Origin of the sequence: Rhizobium sp. ZK1 (assembly GCF_047782645.1) — a bacterium.
GTDB lineage: Bacteria > Pseudomonadota > Alphaproteobacteria > Rhizobiales > Rhizobiaceae > Rhizobium.
In genome coordinates this window covers 1,318,142-1,335,180 of sequence record NZ_CP180586.1, presented here as the reverse complement: position 1 = coordinate 1,335,180, position 17,039 = coordinate 1,318,142, and the positions used below count along the sequence as shown (strand labels likewise).

Here is a 17,039-nt window from a genome sequence, read left to right as displayed (position 1 = left end):
CATGGGCAGAGCGCTTCTCGTCCTCGCAAACGACCACTTTCGCCAGAAGGCAATCGACTGGATTCAGCGCGCGCCTAGGGACACCCGTGTCGAGTTCAAGGGACCGAAGCGCACCACCCCTCAGAATGACCGTATGTGGGCCATGCTGACGGACCTTTCCCTCCAGCTCGCCTGGTACGGCCAACAGCTCACGCCTGACGATTGGAAGTTCGTGATGCTCGACGCGCTACGTCGGGAACGGTCCGAGCAGATCCGAATGGTCCCGAACATCGACGGTAGCGGCTTCGTGCCGCTCGGCACTTCGTCATCCGACCTGTCGAAGGACGAGATGACGGACCTGATCGAAATCATCTTCGCATTCGGCGCTCAGCATGGCGTCGAGTGGTCGGAACCCAAAGGAAGAGCAGCATAATGGCCGAAAACTCTGCAATTTCGTGGACGCGCCACACTTGGAATCCTTGGATGGGCTGCACCAAGATCAGCCCCGCATGCGACGGCTGCTATGCCGAGGCGCTGATGGATAAGCGCTACGGAAAGGTGAAATGGGGCAATCATCCTCGCATCCGAACAGGCGCTCACACATGGAACGATCCTTTCCGCTGGCAGCGGCAAGCAGAGAAGGACGGCGACCGCCCATTCGTCTTCTGCGCCAGCCTCGCTGACATCTTCGACAATCAGGTTGATCCGCAGTGGCGGGCCGACGCATTCGAGGTGATGCGCAAGACGCCGCGCCTCGTCTATCTTCTGTTGACCAAGCGCCCGCAGAACATCGTAAAGATGGTCAAGGAAGTGGGCTTCATGCCGCCGAATGTGGCCTTCGGCTCAACTGTCGAAGATCGCGACCGACTAAAACAGAACCTGCCCCACCTCATCGTTGCTGCTGGGCTTCGTCCTCTTTTCCTCTTCGCTAGCTGCGAACCACTCCTCGGCGACCTTGGCGACCTTTCCCCATGGATGCGCGGCGATCCGGATACCCAAACTCTGCGGGATGGCGAGCGCTTCGAAAAAGGTATCAAGATCGGCGCAGACGGATGGCCGAAACTGCCGGCGATCGGTTGGTGGATTACCGGCGGTGAAACAGACCAGGGTGGACACAAGTCACGCCCAACGCACCCTGACTGGTTTCGCAGCATCCGCGACCAAGCCGCTAGCTTTGGGCTTGCCTATCACCACAAACAAAACGGGGAGTGGGTACCCACACAGGCCGACGACGGCGAATGGCCGACCGATCTGCCAGAGTTCTGCCGCCTGACGCCAAGCGGCGAACGCGATGATGATGGCTGGCCTATGCAGAAGGTTGGCAAGAAGTTCGCAGGCCGCCAACTCGATGGGGTGACCCACAACGCCTTCCCTGAGGTGGCAGCATGACCGCCTACGCTATCCGCCGACCACCAACCGCCTTCGCCGATACCCGCCGCGCAAAGGAAGTAACCGAGATCCGCGACCCTCGCCACCTGGCTTGGATCGCCTCCCTTCCCTCTGTCATTTCCGGCGCCTTCGGCTGCGAGGCCGCCCACGTTAATTTCCCCGACAAGCGCTTCGGAAAGCACATGCGCGGAAAGGGAACGAAGGCGGGGGACAACTGGACACTCCCCCTCCTCCCCGAAGAGCACCGCACCGGGCCGGACGCCCAGCACAAGACCGGCCACGAACAGGCCTGGTGGGAATCCCACGGCATTGACGCCAATACTCTTGCCGATCGGCTCTGGCGCGTGTCGGGCGACACGGCGGCAGCCATCAACATCATAATGGAGGCCCGCCGCGGATGAGCGACAGCCACCCTCTGATCGGCATAGCCAGAATGCGCAGTTCAGAAGCGTTTGAGGTAATCGCAAACCTTAACAACACCGGCACTGTTCAAGTGCGCCCTCGCGGGCGCGCCCTCACGATGGCACTGAGTAATAAGCGAAAGCTGGAAGGCGGCCAAACACTGATCCATCTTTGCCAAGCCAATGGCTCGGGTCATAGCGCATGCCCTTCCCTGAATCAGCGTTGGCAGCGCGTCGATCCCGCCGGGAAGGCACTCGCCAACAGCATGCGAGATGAATTCACCTGGGCATTCTACAACCCCGCCGTCATTCGCCGACCATGTCAAATCCGTCTGATAATCCTCCATATTAGCGTCCTGCGCGAACGCAGTGGAGGAAGTAACGATCAAGAAAAGTACACTGATAAACTTCACGACCCATCCCCTTATCAAAGACCCCTGCGAACTATTACTCAAATTATTGCGCACTTCAAGCACAGGTTGAAAATTTATTCCTGGAAATGCTGCATTATCCGCCCCACGCCCTCGAAGGGGATGGTAGTGCCAGAGCCTGTGGAAAACGCCTGTGGAAACCGGGGAGACAATGACTAAGCACGCTGAAATACCCACCGGCTGCTGGCCTGCTGTCCTCAGGGACGAGCATGCGGCCGCCTATGCCGGCGAGAAGACGGTTGACGCCTTCCTGAGCCGTGTGGGAACGATATGGCCGAAGCCGTTCATTGAAACGGGAACCGGCAAAGGCAAATTCAGAGCGTGGCGGAAGATCGATCTGGACCAGGCTATTGGCGTAACCGCCGGAAACGCAGACCCGGAAGCGTGGTGATGATCCCGGTCACCCTGCCGCAATACACCTCGTTCAAGAAGCTCGCGAGCGGTGCGACCGGATATTACTGGACCTGCCCGACCCTCTATCGCAAGGCTGGATGCCCATATCTGAGCGCGCCTCTCGGGGTGAACCTATCCGAAAAGGAGCTGCACGAGGCAGCACGCGTTTGGAACGACCGGCTGGAAGAATGGCGCCGTCAGAAGGCAAATCCTCTCCAGGAGCCCGATACGAGCCGATACGGCACCGTCGAGTGGCTGATGAACACCTACCTAAAGCATAGTTCGTTCACCGAGCGGGTCGCTGAGTTCAGCCGGCCGGACTATAAGCGCGTCCTCGATCGCGTCTGCGACATCAAGCTTGAGAAAGGCCGGGTCGGCGATGCGAGGGTCGCCAATATCGCAGTCAGCACGGCCGAGAAGATCTACGAAGCCTTCGGCGGCACGCGCATGGGCGAGAAGGTGGTCACCTACTGCAAGGCCATGTGGAAGCGCATGAAGCCGCATTATCCGGAGATGTTCCGGACAGACACGCCAAACCCGTGGGAAGGTGTCACCCTGAAGCGCCGGAAGAAGCAGACCAAGGGCCACGTCGACCGGGAGACGGTCTATGCCTTTGCCAACGGCGCTATCGCAAACGGTCGCGGGGAATTGGCTGCGGCCGCCGTCCTGGCCTTCGAGTGGCTGATGCGCCCCTCCTCTATCGGCGCCGGCTATGCGCCGTGGACCGGCTACCGGGCGTCTGACCACCCCGACAAGATCCGTTTGAAGCACCGGAAGACGGACGAGCTCGCCCTGCACCCACTCGAATACGTCGAACGCGACGAAGAGACCGGCGAAGAAATTGTCATCAAGCTCTACGAAGACGCAGAGAAGATCCTCGCTCAAACGCCGCGCTACGGCACGTCGATCGTATGCAAGAAAAATGGCGTGCTGTTCGGAGATGGGACATTCCTCGCTCACGAGGTTCGCGAGATGGCTGACAAGCTCCGCGATGAAGGGGAAGCAATCCCGGTAGGCTTCAGCCTGGACAAGTGCCGGCATGGCGGAATGACGGAATTGGAAGAGAGCGGGCTGACTGAAGGACAGGGTCGGGCGCTGTCGAAGCACAAGACTGCAGCGGCGTATCGTGGCTATGCGAAGGATACCGAAAAGCGCGTTTTGGAGGCCACGAAAAAGCGTTTCGGCCATTCTGAACAGCCGAAAATTATGAATAAAATCAATGACGGGAAAAGCGGGAAAAAAGCGTGATTTCGGTGCGCTTATTCAGAACGACCGTTGAATTTATTGGATTTATCGGGGATTTGCAGTCCTCTGCGTCACCACTCCGCCACGAGGCCTCACAGGCTGTCATGTCAGCCGTGGCGAGCGTTTAGAATGATCGTAAGAAAATCGCAAGAGGGCTTTCCAAAAACATTTCCTGTAATTCCAAACTCTGGCCACATCCGGGTCGTACAGAATAAGGGACGATCCAGCGCCGGGCGACGGCGAGACAGCCGCCTTCATATCTGATGATAAAAGGCCCACTCCGTCAAAAAATCGAGCTTTCTTGAACAATAATTAGGCTAACAGTCGCTCGAAGAGGCCTCCCTGCGCTCCGGATTATGCAATAGGCGAACTCAACATGCCTTAAGCCTATTGTCTATATTTATGCACGAAGTGTCGTCCGTCATGACGACATCGCCTCCACTTTAATTATATTAGAAATATCGTAAGTTAACTTAAAATATGAGTAACAAATTCTTAACTTGACTTTCACGATCGTCATTCCATCCTCCTCCTGGGAGAGATAGGAGCAGAAATGAATTGGGTGCCTTTGAATTCCAGACAGATCCGCGCTGTATCCTACGATCCGGAAGTCCAAGTCCTTCATATCAAATTTGCCGGCGGCCGATCGGTGCGACATAACGGGGTACTGCCCCATATCTACGGGAACCTCATCGAAACCGACGATCCGGAATTTTACTACAAATATTATCTGGAGCCGTCGCGTGTCCAAGCCGGCTGGTGGCAGAGCCTCGGCGCCAGCTCCTACGCGGTAAAACTCTTGATATTTCTGATCGGCGTACTCGTGATCACAACGACCGCGCTTGAGGAAAGTGGCGATCTGCCGATCTACCTGTCGGAAATCACCGAGTCTGGAACAGCCGCTCCGGCTGACGGTGCTGTCATCCCTCCACAATGAGAACGCAATGCCGCATGAACCATGGCGAGATCCCGGCGGCAAACAACCTACATCGCAGGCATTCCGCTTGCTGTTTACCCGGAGGCTTCAAGCAGGACGCTTTCGGCGATGCCACCAGACTGCGACGCGGCGTCGGCATCTGCGTGCGACCGGCAGGTCGTGGGACAGCACGACGAAGCCCAGAGGCAACATCCAGAAGCCGAGAACAGGCAAAAAGCCCAGAATGCCGCCGAAAATGAGCAGTGTTCCGGTCGTCATGCGTGCGATACGCGAGCGCGGCATAGGCACGCGCAGCGAGCCGAGAACCAGCTTGCCATCCCGATGATCGATCCCGAAATGCGTTTCTCCGGCCTTTTTCGGCCCATTTTTCCTGTTAGTCATCCACAAGAGATGGGCGCAAACACCGCAAATACAAGCTGATTTCATTTTTTTGAAAAAACTGCTTGGCAAATCGGGAAAGCATTTGTATTACCCCGCTCACGCCGCGGCCAAGCGGTGATCCCTGGTAGCTCAGCGGTAGAGCATTCGACTGTTAATCGACAGGTCGCCGGTTCGAATCCGGCCCGGGGAGCCAGTTTCTCGCTAGAGCGCGCCAAAGGCGCGCTCTAGTCGTTTAAAGTCTTCGGAAATGACTAGTCCGGCAGGGTTTGATCTCGCTCAAACGATCCGCGCTGAAGCAGACGTAATCTCCGTTCACAATCAACGGAGATCCCTATGCCAACAGATACCATCATCATCGTCAGTGGCGTTGTCGCAGCATTTGCGTTTTTCGCAGTCGGCCTCGCTTTTGCGAGCATCACCTCCAGCAAATAAGAGCTGGCTCGAAACCGTCAGAGGCAGGCTCAGTCACCGAAAACAAAGACGCCCCGGAAACCGAGGCGTCTTTTTGATTCGATCGGAATCTGCAGCGAATTCACGCAGACGGCTGCTTGGTCTTTCTGAGATAGGGCAGAACCGTATCGAAGGAGCCGAAGCGGGCAATCGCGTCTTCGTTGGAGACGGCGGCAGTGATGATGACGTCGTCGCCCGGGTTCCAGTTGGCCGGCGTCGCGACCTGGTGCTTGGCGGTCAGCTGGATGGAATCGATGGCGCGCAGGATCTCGTTGAAATTGCGGCCCGTCGTCATCGGGTAGGTGAGGATCAGCTTGATCTTCTTGTCCGGGCCGATGACGAAAACGGAGCGCACGGTGGCATTGTCTGCGGGCGTGCGCCCTTCGGAGCTTTCACCGGCGCCGGCCGGCAGCATGTCGTACAGCTTCGCAACCTTGAGGTCCTTGTCGCCGATCAGCGGATATTCGACATCGAAGCCGGTCGCCGTCCTGATGTCATTTTTCCATTTGGCGTGGCTTTCGACCGGATCGACCGAAATGCCGATGATCTTGACGCCGCGCTTCTTGAACTCACCTTCGAGGCCGGCCATCGTGCCAAGCTCGGTCGTGCAGACCGGCGTGAAGTTCTTGGGATGCGAGAAGAGGACGGCCCAGCCATTGCCGATCCAGTCATGGAACTGGATGGGACCCTGGGTGGTGTCGGCGGTGAAATCGGGAGCAATATCGTTGATACGCAAGCTCATGGTCGGCCCTCCTGTTGCCAATCGTTTATCTTGAACATTTGCAGACGTGCCCGCATGCTGGTGACTATCTACAGACTTGTGCCGAGCGCGGTCAAACCAAAGCCTTCCGCGAAAAGGGCGGCGGCGGAATATTATTTCCCGAAGGCAACGATGGCGTGACATCGAGCTAAGATATGATGCGCTCAAAAAGGCAGCGGCGCGCGCGCAAATCGATGCTTTTCGCATGACGCAATATTCCCTACTCACTGTCAAGGACTGACAAAGAGGGAAAGCGGCGATGGCGACACCATTCTACTGGAATGAACTGAACACTTATGATTTTGCCGCTCTCTCTGCCGAAACGACCATCGCCATCCTGCCGATCGCCTCGACGGAGCAACACGGCCCGCATCTGCCCGTCGCAACCGATGTGGCGATCGCCAACGGCATGCTGGCGGAACTGCGCCGGCAACGGCCCGATGACCTCGATATCCTCGTCCTGCCGACACAGGAAATCGGCAAGGCCAACGAGCATGTCTACGGTCCAGGCACGCTTTCCCTCAGCGCCGAGCTGCTAATCCCCGTCTGGACGGCGATCGGCGCGAAGGTCGCTGAAGCCGGTGTGCGCAAGCTCGTCATCGTCAATTCGCATGGCGGCAATGTTGATATCATGAGCATCGTCGCCCGCGAGCTCAGGGTACGCTACCAGATGGCCGTCGTTTCCACGCAATGGGGCCGGTTCGGCAATCCCGAGGGCATGATCAGCGAGCACGAAACGCGTTACGGCATTCATGGCGGCGAAGTGGAGACATCGCTGATGCTGCATTTCCGACCGGATCTGGTGCGGATGGAAAAGGCTGAGAATTTCATATCAAAGGCCGAATGGATGCGCGAGCAATCGCGCTATATCCAGCCGCTGCCGCCGCATTCGCTGGCCTGGATCGCCCACGATCTCAATCCGAACGGCGTGGTCGGCGATGCCTCGAAGGGCACAGCCGAAAAGGGCGAAGCGATCTGCCGCCATCAGGTGAAGGGCTTCATAGAGCTGCTCTACGACCTGAAGCGCTATCCGCTCTCCAACCTCTATTCGCAGTAATTACGCAACGACAGGCCGCTCCAGCGGGATGTGTCCCTTGGCCTGCAGCTCCTGAACGAGGCCCGCAAGCTCGGCCAGCAGATATTCAACGAAAAGGCTGGTGGCGGAGTCGAGTGGTGCGCGAGCACGCGCAAAAAGCTTCATCGGCTGATGGCGGCTGTGCGGCTCGGCAAGAGGGCGGAACACCAGCTCGCCCTGGCGGCATTCGGTGATGACATCGAGCGGGTTCAGCATGGAGAGCCCTGCCCCGCATTTGACCAGTTTCTTCAGCATTTCCGATGCATTGGTTTCCAGAACCGGCTCGACAGGGATATCGAGCCTGGCCATTGCGAGGTTGATGACCTCACGCAGGCTGGTACCTTGCTGCGCAAGCACCAGCCGTTCCTGCACGACGTCGGCAAGGCTGATCGGTCCGGGTCCGATCAAGGGATGGCCAGGTGGCAGGATGACGCCGATCGGGATATCGAAATTGCCGAGCGTGCGGATGCCGGGTGTGGCCGGAATATTGAAACCCAGGCCGATATCCACCTCACCCGACAGCACCGGATTGACCGTCATCGTCCCGGCATCGTTGCGCAGCTGGATGAAGACGCGCGGATGCTCGGACTGGAAGCGGGTGATGATCTCCGGCAACGGACCTGAGGCAAGACCGACGGTCGTCACCAGCCTGACCTTGCCGGCCTGCTGCATCTTGAGGCTTTTGATGCGCCCCTCCAGCCGCTCGTAGTTCTTCAGAACCTCACGGATATGTTCGATGCAGAGCTCGCCGGCGGCCGTCAGCCGAAGCCCCCTCGGCAGGCGCTCGAAGAGCGGAGCGCCCATTTCCTCCTCCAGCGCCAATATCTGCCGGTTGATCGCCGAAGAGGCAACGTTGAGGCGCGCTGCGGCCTTCCGGATCGAGCCCGTGCGGGCAATCTCGTTGATGTAGAGAAGCTTTCTGGAGTGCAGCATTGCGACCTCGTTGCATCGTTTTTGAGCACAGCGCCCAATTTAGGCACAGAATCCAGTGAGATGCCAAAAAGGCATCACTGCGCACGAATTTTGCTGCTTTTCAAAGAGCGAAGCAATCGCTCAAATGAAGAAAATCGGGGGTCGAAAACAAGCTTCCAAGGCACCAGAAGGGGAACGCCGCCATGTCCAACAGATTGAAAACATCCGTATTTTCTGCAGTTCTTGGGCTTGGCGGCATGCTTGCTGCCAGCGTACCCGGCTATGCGCTCGACAAGGTCAGCTATGGCACCAACTGGCTGGCGCAGGCCGAGCATGGCGGCTTCTACCAGGCGGTCGCCGACGGAACCTATGCCAAATACGGCCTCGACGTTTCCATCGTGCAGGGCGGGCCGAACGCCGCCAACAACGCGCTGCTGATATCGGGCAAAATCGATTTCTACATGGGCGGGCCGCAAGGTGAGATCTCCGCTGTCGAGCAGGGCATTCCGCTCGTCGATGTCGCCGCGATCTTTCAGAAGGACCCGCAGATCCTGATCGCTCATCCCGATGTCGGCGTCGACAAGTTCGAGGACCTTGCCAAGCTGAAGGCGCTGTTCCTCAGCAAGGACGGTTACCTCACCTATTTCGAATGGATGAAGGCAAACTTTCCAGGCTTCAAGGACGAGCAGTACAAGCCTTACAACTTCAACCCAGGTCCCTTCCTTGCCGACAAGCAATCCGCCCAGCAGGGTTACCTGACCTCGGAGCCCTACGAAATCCAGAAGCAGACCGGCTGGGAACCGAAGGTCTTCCTGCTCGCCGATAACGGCTACTCGCCTTATTCGACGATGATCACGACGACGCAGCAGATGATCGATAGCAAGCCGGACGTCGTGCAGCGCTTCGTCGATGCCTCGATCGAGGGCTGGTACAACTATCTCTACGGCGACAACAGCAAGGCCAACGAACTGATCAAGAAGGACAATCCCGAAATGACGGATGGTCAGATCGCTTATTCGATCGCCAAGATGAAGGAATACGGCATCATCGAATCCGGTGATGGCCTGGACAAGGGCATCGGCTGCATCACCGACGCCCACTACAAGAAGTTCTTCGACGAAATGGTGGCGATCAAGGTCTTCAAGCCCGACACCGACTACACCAAGGCCTTTACGACGAAATTCGTCTGCAAGAGTGTCGGTGTATCGCTGAAGAAATAGCCTCCCAAGGCAGGCTCGTCGCCCTCGGGCGGCGGGCCGCATCCCCTTCGACAAAAGAGCGAGAGAATGTCCCTAGCCGAAACCAAGGCGGCGCCTTCGAAGGAAACACGTAAGCGGCCGCTGGTCGTCATGCAGTCCGCCTCGAAGGTTTTTTCCAGCGGCACGATCGCGCTTTCGGGCATGTCCCTGACGGTCGAAAGCGGCGAGTTCATCAGCCTTCTCGGTCCTTCCGGCTGCGGCAAATCCACGGCCTTGCGCATCATCGCCGGTCTTGGCGACGTCACCTCGGGCAAGATCGACTGGCCGAGTTCGCGCATCAATTCGAAGGGCCTGCCGGAAGGCGATATCGGCTTCGTCTTCCAGGAGCCGACGCTGATGCCGTGGAAGACCGTTTTCGGCAATGTCTATCTGCCGCTGAAATTGCGCGGCGTTTCCAAGGCGGAGGCGAGCGACCGGATCATGCAAGCGCTCGCGACTGTCGGCCTGCAGGATTTCGCCGATGCCTATCCGCGGGAACTCTCCGGCGGCATGAAGATGCGTGTGTCTATCGCCCGCGCGTTGGCGACCAAACCGAAACTGCTGCTGATGGACGAGCCCTTTGCAGCGCTCGACGAAATTACGCGCCAGAAGCTCAACGACGACGTTTTGCGGTTGTGGAAGGCGACCGGCATCACGGTGATTTTCGTCACGCATTCCGTCTTTGAGTCTGCCTACCTTTCCAATCGGATCGTGGTGATGAAGGCGCGGCCGGGCCGTGTCCATGCCGATATTCCGCTGACCACGAGCCTCGATCGTGACGCGCACTATCGAACTTCCGAGGAATACCGGCAGGCCTGCGAGACCGTTTCCTATTCGCTGATTGGCGCGATCAACGCGGCAAAGGAAGACCGATGACCATCGAGACAGTCGAAAACTCCGTGCCGGCCATGCCCAATCCGCTCAATGCGAAGCGGCGGGATCTAGCGCTTCGCGTTAGCGTGCCTTTTCTCGCCATCATCGTGCTGATTGCGATCTGGGCGATCTATGTCAGGGTGTCGGGTGTGCCGCCCTATATACTCCCGAGCCCGCTTGCGGTTGCCGGAGCGCTTGTCAGCGATTGGGGCACGCTTTCGCCGGCGCTCTGGGTTACAACCAAGATCACCTTCATGTCGCTGGCGCTGGCGCTGATCGGCGGCGTGGGTTTTGCGATCTTCCTGGTGCAGTCGCGCTGGATCGAGATCGCCTTCTATCCGCTCGCCGTTATCCTGCAGGTCACGCCGATCGTGGCGATCTCGCCGCTGATCCTGATCTATGCGCCGTCCACGCAGGTGGCACTGCTGATCTGCGCCTTTCTCGTCGCCTTCTTTCCCATCCTGTCGAACATGGTGCAGGGATTGAAGAGCGTCGATCACAACCTAATCAATCTCTTCGAGCTCTACGGCGCCTCGCGCTGGCAGACGCTGCTTTATTTGAAGCTGCCTGCGGCTCAGCCCTATTTCATGACTGGGCTTCGCATCGGCGGCGGTCTGGCGCTGATTGCGGCGGTTGTGGCCGAGTTTGCAGCCGGTTCGGCGGGTGCGGGCTCCGGCCTCGCCTTCCGGCTCCTCGAAGCGCAATACCGCATGAACATTCCCCGCCTCTTCGCCGCGCTCTTCATGCTCTCCATGCTCGGAGTCGCGATCTTTGCAATTACCTCCTTCATTTCATGGCTCAGCCTGCATCGCTGGCATGAGAGCAGCCTGAAGCGGGAGAATTGATGACCTATTCTTTCATGTCTCCTCCCAATGCGGGCCGCTTCGTGCTGGCCAATGCGACGCTTCCGGCCGTTGCCACAGGCTATGCGGCAGCAGCAACCGAGGGGCTCGTCAAAGCTGACATCGTGATTGCGGACGGCTTGATTGCAGCGATCCTGCCGCCGGGCACGGCTCCGGCGGAGTTCGCCAAATCCGATATGAAAGAGGGCATGGTCTGGCCTTGCTTCGCCGATATCCACACACATCTGGACAAGGGCCATATCTGGCCGCGCAAACCCAATCCGGATGGGACCTTCATGGGTGCGCTGGAAGCCGTCGGCAGGGACAGGGAGGCAAACTGGTCGACAGCCGATGTGCGCAAACGCATGGAATTCTCGCTGCGTTCGGCCTATGCGCATGGCACTGGGCTGATCCGCACGCATCTGGATTCGCTTGCCCCGCAACACCGCATTTCCTTTGAGGTATTTGCCGAAATACGCGACGAGTGGAAGGACAAGATCGCCCTGCAGGCGGTTGCCCTTTTCCCACTCGACAATATGGTCGACGAAGGTTTCTTCGCCGATCTCGTCGCGGTCGTCAAAGACAAGGGCGGCCTGCTCGGCGGCGTCACCAAGATGGGACCATTGCTCGACTGGCAGCTCGATACGCTTCTGCGCGCGGCGGCAGAGAACGGACTCGATGTCGATCTGCATGTCGACGAGACCGACGATCCGGGCGCGGAAACATTGAAGGCGATCGCCGAAGCCGTCCTGCGCAACCGGTTCGAGGGCAAGGTGACGGCAGGTCATTGCTGCTCGCTTGCCCGGCAGGATGACGATACGGCGCAGCGGACGGTGGAACTGGTCCATCAAGCGGGGATTTCGATCATCTCACTGCCGATGTGCAACATGTATCTGCAGGATCGCTATCCGGACCGGACGCCGCGCTGGCGCGGGATTACGCTCTTCAAGGAACTGGCCGCTGCCGGTGTCGAGACGGCGGTCGCCTCCGACAATACCCGCGATCCCTTCTATGCCTATGGCGATCTCGATCCGGTCGAGGTATTCCGCGAGGCGGTGCGCATCCTGCATCTCGATCATCCGCTCGATAGCGCAGCGCGCATCGTCACCACGTCACCGGCCAAGATTGCCGGCAGGCCGCAGATGAGCCGTATTGCCGTCGGCAATCCCGCCGATCTCGTGCTCTTCAGCGCCCGGCGCTGGAGCGAATTCCTTTCCCGTCCGCAGTCTGACCGCGTCGTGCTTCGCCGCGGCAAAGTGATCGACCGCAGCCTGCCGGATTACCGTGAACTCGATAGCGTCGTTGGAGGCTGACATGGCCGATTATCAGAAGATCAAAAGAGAACTCGAAGGCATCGCGATCGAGGACAATCCGGCGCTCGTTCGCCAGAAGAGCCGGGATTTTTACTGGTATTCGCCGATCCTGAAGGCACAGCTCGACAATGTGACGGCCGATATCGTCGTCACACCAAAGAATGAGGCCGAGGTCATTCAGACGCTGAAGGTCGCTTATGCCCATGGCATCCCAGTGACCCCGCGCGGCGGCGGCACCGGCAATTACGGCCAGGCCATGCCGCTTTCCGGCGGCATCATCCTGAACCTTGCCGCCATGGACAAGATCAAGGAGATCCATCCCGGTCGCGTCATCTGCGAACCCGGTATCGTGATCGCCCAGCTCGACAAGCAGACCAAGGCGCATTCCGGCCAGGAATTGCGCTTCCACCCCTCGACCGCCCAGATGGCGACGATCGGCGGTTTCATTGCCGGCGGTTCTGGCGGTGTGGGATCGATCACCTGGGGCGGATTGCGCGACCTTGGCAATATCTTACGCCTGCGCGTCGTGACCATGGAGGCGGAACCGCGGGTGCTCGATCTCACCGGCTGGGACCTGCAGAAAGTCAGCCACGCCTATGGCACCAACGGCATCATTACGGAAATCGAAATGCCGCTCGCACCCGCCTACGACTGGGTGGATGTCCTCGTCGGCTATGACGACTTCATGGATGCGGTGCGCTTCTCCGATGCGCTGGCGAAGTGCAACGGAATTCTCGTCAAGGAAATCGCGCCGATCGCCGCTCCCATCCCGCATGACTATTTCACGCGGCACAAGCCCTATATCCGTCAGGGCCAGTCGATTGTCGTGCTGATGATTGCGCCGCATTCCATGGATGCCTTCCTTGCGTTTACCGCAGCTCAGAAGGGTGAGATCATGTTCCGCTCCGACAAGGTCGAGAGCATGCGCGGCATTCCGCATGCCTATGAGCTTGCCTGGAACCATACGACGCTGCGTGCGCTCAAGGTCGATCCCAACTTCACGTATCTACAGGTGCAGTATCCGGGGCCGGATCATGTCGCCAAGGTGAAGAAGATGGTGGAGATTTTCGGCGATGAGGTGCCGGGTCATCTCGAATTCATCAGGTTCGACGGGCAGATCCAGTGCTCGGGCCTGCCGCTGGTACGCTACACGACAGAGGAACGGCTGGAAGAAATCATCAAGATCCACCAGGACCACGGCTGCCCAATCTTCAACCCGCACCGCTATACGCTGGAAGAAGGCGGCATGAAGCGCACCGACAAGGTACAGCTCGCCTTCAAGCATGAGACCGACCCGAAGGGGTTGCTCAACCCCGGCAAGATGATCGCCTGGGAGAATCCCAATTTCGACTTCAACGCCGGCAAGAATTACCTCTTCCCCGGTCTTGCGGCCGTCATGGAGGCCTCATGAGGGTTCTCGTCCTCCACTCGCACCCGGTCGAGGAAAGCTATGGCAAAGCGCTCTACAGGCAGACCCTGGAGAGCCTTGCCAGGGCCGGGCATGAGGTGGACGCCTGCGATCTCTATGCCGAAAAATTCGATCCCGTTCTCTCCCAGCATGACCGGCTGGTCTATCACGACTATCCGGAGAATACGTCTCTGGTAAAACCCTATGTCGACAGACTGAGGCAGGCCGAGGCGCTGGTCATCTGCACACCGGTGTGGAACTTCGGTTTCCCGGCCATCCTCAAGGGTTATTTCGATCGAGTCTGGCTTCCCGGCGTCTCCTTCGAACTCGTGGACGGCAAGGTTGAATCGCGCCTGCGCCATATCAAAAAGCTCGGAGCGGTGCTGACCTATGGCGCGACACCTTTCCGTGCCTTTGTCGCCGGCAATCCCCCGAAAAAGATCGTGAAACGGGTTCTGCGGGCGCAGATCAACCCGCTCAAACCGGTCACCTTTCTCGCCCATTACGACATGAACAACTGCACGCCGGAAACGCGGGCAGCATTTCTCGCCAAGGTGCAGACCGCGATGGAACGCTTCTAGAGAATTTCCGTTTTTCTTCGAATTTCGGAAATGCTCTATCCCTTTGTTTTCACGCAGAGCTTACGATCAAGCCGTAGAGGTCAAACGACCTTTGCGGCCGTGACTTCTACTTCGACCAGAAATTCAGGCCGGGTAAAGCCGCTGACGATGATGAGCGTCGAGACAGGTTTTGGGTCGAGCGTGAACCGGTCGCGCACCGCCATATAAGCCGGAAAATCCTCACGCTTCGTCACGAAACCGGAAATGCGGATGACATCGGCGAAACTCATCTCGGCCTCGGCAAGGATCGCCTTGATCGCTTCGAAGCAGATCTCGGCCTGTGCCGTCACATCGTCAGGGATTTTTTCATCGAGGCTGATTCCAAGTTGACCTGACGTGACCAGCAGGGACGCGCCCGGCGGCACGAGAAGGCCGTGATTGTAATTCCCGAAGGGACGGCGGACGGATGGCGGGTTGAAAATCTTCTTCATGAAAAACCTCGCTACAGACGGAGATTTATAGCGAGGTTTCTCAACACATTCCAAGCACTTGCTTGCGCTACGCCCTCAAAAATCCAACGATTGTTGAGCCGGCGCAGGCGGGCCGACCTGCACGCCTTCGAGCTCCAGCATGCGAAGCTTGGAGGTCGAACCGCCGGGTGCGGAAAAACCTCCGATCTTGCCGCCTGCGGCAAGCACGCGATGGCAGGGGATGATGAGCGCGACTGGGTTCTTTGCCATCGCCTGCCCCACATCCCGCGCGGCTTCCGGCCCTGCTCCGAGCTCCCTGGCAAGCGTGCCATAAGTCGTCGTATGGCCCCAACCGATGCGGCGCGCGGCGGCATAGATATTGCGGAAAAATTCGTCCTGACCGTCGAGATCGACAGGCACGCTGGAGAAGTCGATTTCCTCGCCTTCGAAATAGCGCTTCACAGCGGCAACCGCCTCCTGAATCAGTGGCGTCGGTGCGCCCGATTCAGCAACCGGCAAACGGCGCAACAGCAAGCGTTCGGTCGATTCGGCGCTCTTTGTCGGCAGCTGGAATCGCGTCACGCCGGCATCGCTCCAGGCGATGCCGCAAAAGCCACCGGCGGTTTCGAAGATCAGGTATTGATGCACTTTCTGAGCCATGGTGAAGCCCTCACGTTCCGTTGGTCATTAGAATCGTACCGCGGAAGCTTAGGTTCAACCCGTTTCTTGCTCATGCCCCGATAAAGCGTCACGCCAATGCGGCAGTTGCAGCAAACGTGGATATCTGCGGTCTCTTTGCCTTCGCCTTGCCTTTTACCGCATCGAACAATGCGTAGCCGCCGGTCCAGCGGCCGAAACCGCTGGCAATGTTGATATGGCCTGCAAGACCGATATTGCGGACCTCGGTTTTCCAGAGGCGGGTGTAGAAACTCAAACGGTCGAGCGACATGTACTTATCGTCGAGGCTACCGATGGTGAGGCTCGGAAACGGAAGCGGGTTTGTGGGCATGGGGCCGAAGGCTAGCGAACCGGGATGCAGCCTCAGTCGCCGGCAAATCGCACGGGGCGACCAGCAGCGCTCCCTTTACCCTGGGGGCCAATGGCCGGTCGGCGAGCCTTGCTGTCAGGGTACAGCCGAGACTATGGGCAACCATATATGCTTCTCCCGCCTCCAGCAGTGCCTGTTCCAGCCGCTCCATCCAGTGATCGAGACGAGCATGGTTCCAATCATCCTGTTCTATCAGCCGGCTCTGCGGCACATCATCAAGCCAATAGTGCTGCCAATGCCCCTCGTCGGAACCGAACAGACCCGGAACGATCAGGATTTCTGTCATTGCTATCTCCTGGCGAATGCGCAGCAATCTGCTGCGACGCTGCTCCATCAGAATTATCCATGCAATCGATAGACTAAAGAAACAAAGCTCCAAAACCCACACGAGAGCTGGAAAATCCATCGCCTAAGTCATTGTCGCCGCAACCGCTCCGATCAAATTTCGGAACAAGGAGGTCGCTGAGGGATTAGGGGAATGTCACCATAGATGAAATCGAAGGAGGATAACTCCATGCGTAAATCCCTTATCGCCGCATCGCTGCTTGCCATCGGCATGACGTCGTCGGCATTTGCCCAGTCCAATCCCGACACCATCGGACCGACCAATGGCGGTTCCACGGACCCCAATTCGGGCAATTACTCGTCCGACTATACGAGTGACAGCAACGGCATCCATCCGGTTCCCGCAGGTCCGGTAGACCCGACCATGACACAGAGCATCGGGGGCCAGGCAATCGAGTGCCCGGGAATGCCGCAGCAGAACACGGGCATCGATACGCGCGGCGGTGAAAGCGGCGCTTCGATCAGTGAGGCATGCCGCGAATATGACAATTGATCGGGCAAAGATCCATTCATTGAGAGAGGCCGGCTCGACCGGCCTTTTTCATGCGCGCATGCTGAAACTGTTGATCCGATTGCCTCGTACTTCCGT

The 17,039-nt window shown here is 58.5% G+C and carries 20 protein-coding genes, 1 tRNA gene and 1 pseudogene; 16 read left to right on the top strand and 6 right to left on the bottom strand.

Going from position 1 to position 17,039, the window contains the following annotated elements; all coding sequences use genetic code 11:
* Position 1: 1 nt before the first annotated feature.
* The 7 genes from ACK9YZ_RS06830 (at position 2) to ACK9YZ_RS06800 (ending at position 4,775) form a co-directional block, all read left to right on the top strand.
* On the top strand, positions 2-412 hold the full coding sequence (locus tag ACK9YZ_RS06830) for a recombination protein NinB (protein WP_416066060.1): 411 nt from the start codon (positions 2-4) through the stop codon (positions 410-412).
* Entirely contained in the window at positions 412-1,368 is a 957-nt protein-coding gene (locus ACK9YZ_RS06825) for a DUF5131 family protein (protein WP_416066059.1), read from the top strand. Before ACK9YZ_RS06830 ends, ACK9YZ_RS06825 begins: the two co-directional genes overlap by 1 nt.
* Positions 1,365-1,769, top strand: a complete 405-nt coding sequence (locus ACK9YZ_RS06820) for a hypothetical protein (RefSeq protein WP_416066058.1) — start codon at positions 1,365-1,367, stop codon at positions 1,767-1,769. Before ACK9YZ_RS06825 ends, ACK9YZ_RS06820 begins: the two co-directional genes overlap by 4 nt.
* Complete coding sequence (locus tag ACK9YZ_RS06815; protein WP_416066057.1) at positions 1,766-2,359, top strand: hypothetical protein; 594 nt, start codon at positions 1,766-1,768, stop codon at positions 2,357-2,359. Before ACK9YZ_RS06820 ends, ACK9YZ_RS06815 begins: the two co-directional genes overlap by 4 nt.
* The gene (locus ACK9YZ_RS06810) at positions 2,352-2,591 is read left to right on the top strand and encodes a hypothetical protein (RefSeq protein ID WP_416066056.1); all 240 of its coding nucleotides are present in this window, start codon (positions 2,352-2,354) and stop codon (positions 2,589-2,591) included. Before ACK9YZ_RS06815 ends, ACK9YZ_RS06810 begins: the two co-directional genes overlap by 8 nt.
* Positions 2,591-3,841: a hypothetical protein gene (locus tag ACK9YZ_RS06805; protein ID WP_416066055.1), complete on the top strand. Its 1,251-nt coding sequence runs from the start codon at positions 2,591-2,593 to the stop codon at positions 3,839-3,841. Before ACK9YZ_RS06810 ends, ACK9YZ_RS06805 begins: the two co-directional genes overlap by 1 nt.
* 550 nt (positions 3,842-4,391) lie before the next feature.
* Positions 4,392-4,775, top strand: a complete 384-nt coding sequence (locus ACK9YZ_RS06800) for a KTSC domain-containing protein (protein WP_416066054.1) — start codon at positions 4,392-4,394, stop codon at positions 4,773-4,775.
* Between the two features lie 87 nt (positions 4,776-4,862).
* Here ACK9YZ_RS06800 and ACK9YZ_RS06795 read toward each other — a convergent pair whose 3' ends face one another.
* A complete protein-coding gene (locus ACK9YZ_RS06795; RefSeq protein WP_216757810.1) occupies positions 4,863-5,156 on the bottom strand; it encodes a hypothetical protein in 294 nt (97 codons plus the stop codon).
* A 118-nt stretch (positions 5,157-5,274) separates the two neighbouring features.
* Between ACK9YZ_RS06795 and ACK9YZ_RS06790 the strand changes: the two genes are divergently transcribed.
* Positions 5,275-5,349 (top strand) — tRNA-Asn (locus ACK9YZ_RS06790).
* A gap of 339 nt (positions 5,350-5,688) precedes the next feature.
* Here the strand turns inward: ACK9YZ_RS06790 and ACK9YZ_RS06785 are convergent.
* On the bottom strand, positions 5,689-6,348 hold the full coding sequence (locus tag ACK9YZ_RS06785; RefSeq protein WP_216757809.1) for a peroxiredoxin: 660 nt from the start codon (positions 6,346-6,348) through the stop codon (positions 5,689-5,691).
* Positions 6,349-6,625: 277 nt separating this feature from the next.
* Here ACK9YZ_RS06785 and ACK9YZ_RS06780 point away from each other — a divergent pair, with 277 nt between their 5' ends.
* Positions 6,626-7,423, top strand: a complete 798-nt coding sequence (locus tag ACK9YZ_RS06780) for a creatininase family protein (protein WP_216757808.1) — start codon at positions 6,626-6,628, stop codon at positions 7,421-7,423.
* Here the strand turns inward: ACK9YZ_RS06780 and ACK9YZ_RS06775 are convergent, their stop codons facing one another.
* Positions 7,424-8,374, bottom strand: a complete 951-nt coding sequence (locus ACK9YZ_RS06775; RefSeq protein WP_183729854.1) for a LysR family transcriptional regulator — start codon at positions 8,372-8,374, stop codon at positions 7,424-7,426.
* A 182-nt stretch (positions 8,375-8,556) separates the two neighbouring features.
* On the opposite strand from ACK9YZ_RS06775, the gene ACK9YZ_RS06770 reads away from it, so the two are divergent.
* The 6 genes from ACK9YZ_RS06770 to ACK9YZ_RS06745 all read left to right on the top strand — a co-directional run bounded on the left by ACK9YZ_RS06770 (position 8,557) and on the right by ACK9YZ_RS06745 (position 14,608).
* Complete coding sequence (locus ACK9YZ_RS06770) at positions 8,557-9,573, top strand: ABC transporter substrate-binding protein (RefSeq protein WP_416066053.1); 1,017 nt, start codon at positions 8,557-8,559, stop codon at positions 9,571-9,573.
* 66 nt (positions 9,574-9,639) lie between these two features.
* Positions 9,640-10,467 carry an ABC transporter ATP-binding protein gene (locus ACK9YZ_RS06765; RefSeq protein ID WP_416066052.1) on the top strand — a complete coding sequence of 276 codons (828 nt, stop codon included), beginning with the start codon at positions 9,640-9,642 and terminating at the stop codon, positions 10,465-10,467.
* On the top strand, positions 10,464-11,309 hold the full coding sequence (locus tag ACK9YZ_RS06760) for an ABC transporter permease (RefSeq protein ID WP_216757805.1): 846 nt from the start codon (positions 10,464-10,466) through the stop codon (positions 11,307-11,309). Before ACK9YZ_RS06765 ends, ACK9YZ_RS06760 begins: the two co-directional genes overlap by 4 nt.
* Positions 11,309-12,619 carry a cytosine deaminase gene (locus ACK9YZ_RS06755; protein ID WP_416066051.1) on the top strand — a complete coding sequence of 437 codons (1,311 nt, stop codon included), beginning with the start codon at positions 11,309-11,311 and terminating at the stop codon, positions 12,617-12,619. The genes ACK9YZ_RS06760 and ACK9YZ_RS06755 overlap by 1 nt, the downstream gene beginning before the upstream one ends.
* Before the next feature lies 1 nt (position 12,620).
* Positions 12,621-14,030, top strand: coding sequence for an FAD-binding oxidoreductase (locus ACK9YZ_RS06750; protein ID WP_416066050.1), 1,410 nt, complete (start codon positions 12,621-12,623; stop codon positions 14,028-14,030).
* Complete coding sequence (locus tag ACK9YZ_RS06745; RefSeq protein WP_416066049.1) at positions 14,027-14,608, top strand: NAD(P)H-dependent oxidoreductase; 582 nt, start codon at positions 14,027-14,029, stop codon at positions 14,606-14,608. Before ACK9YZ_RS06750 ends, ACK9YZ_RS06745 begins: the two co-directional genes overlap by 4 nt.
* An 80-nt stretch (positions 14,609-14,688) precedes the next feature.
* On the opposite strand, the gene ACK9YZ_RS06740 is transcribed toward ACK9YZ_RS06745, so the two are convergent.
* The 3 genes and pseudogenes from ACK9YZ_RS06740 to ACK9YZ_RS06730 all read right to left on the bottom strand — a co-directional run bounded on the left by ACK9YZ_RS06740 (position 14,689) and on the right by ACK9YZ_RS06730 (position 16,391).
* Positions 14,689-15,078, bottom strand: coding sequence for a RidA family protein (locus ACK9YZ_RS06740; RefSeq protein WP_416066048.1), 390 nt, complete (start codon positions 15,076-15,078; stop codon positions 14,689-14,691).
* A gap of 75 nt (positions 15,079-15,153) precedes the next feature.
* On the bottom strand, positions 15,154-15,717 hold the full coding sequence (locus tag ACK9YZ_RS06735) for a methylated-DNA--[protein]-cysteine S-methyltransferase (protein WP_416066047.1): 564 nt from the start codon (positions 15,715-15,717) through the stop codon (positions 15,154-15,156).
* Positions 15,718-15,805: 88 nt separating this feature from the next.
* Positions 15,806-16,391: pseudogene (locus ACK9YZ_RS06730) on the bottom strand (RBBP9/YdeN family alpha/beta hydrolase).
* A gap of 228 nt (positions 16,392-16,619) precedes the next feature.
* Here ACK9YZ_RS06730 and ACK9YZ_RS06725 point away from each other — a divergent pair.
* Positions 16,620-16,943: a hypothetical protein gene (locus ACK9YZ_RS06725; protein ID WP_216757800.1), complete on the top strand. Its 324-nt coding sequence runs from the start codon at positions 16,620-16,622 to the stop codon at positions 16,941-16,943.
* The last annotated feature ends 96 nt before the right edge of the window (positions 16,944-17,039 follow it).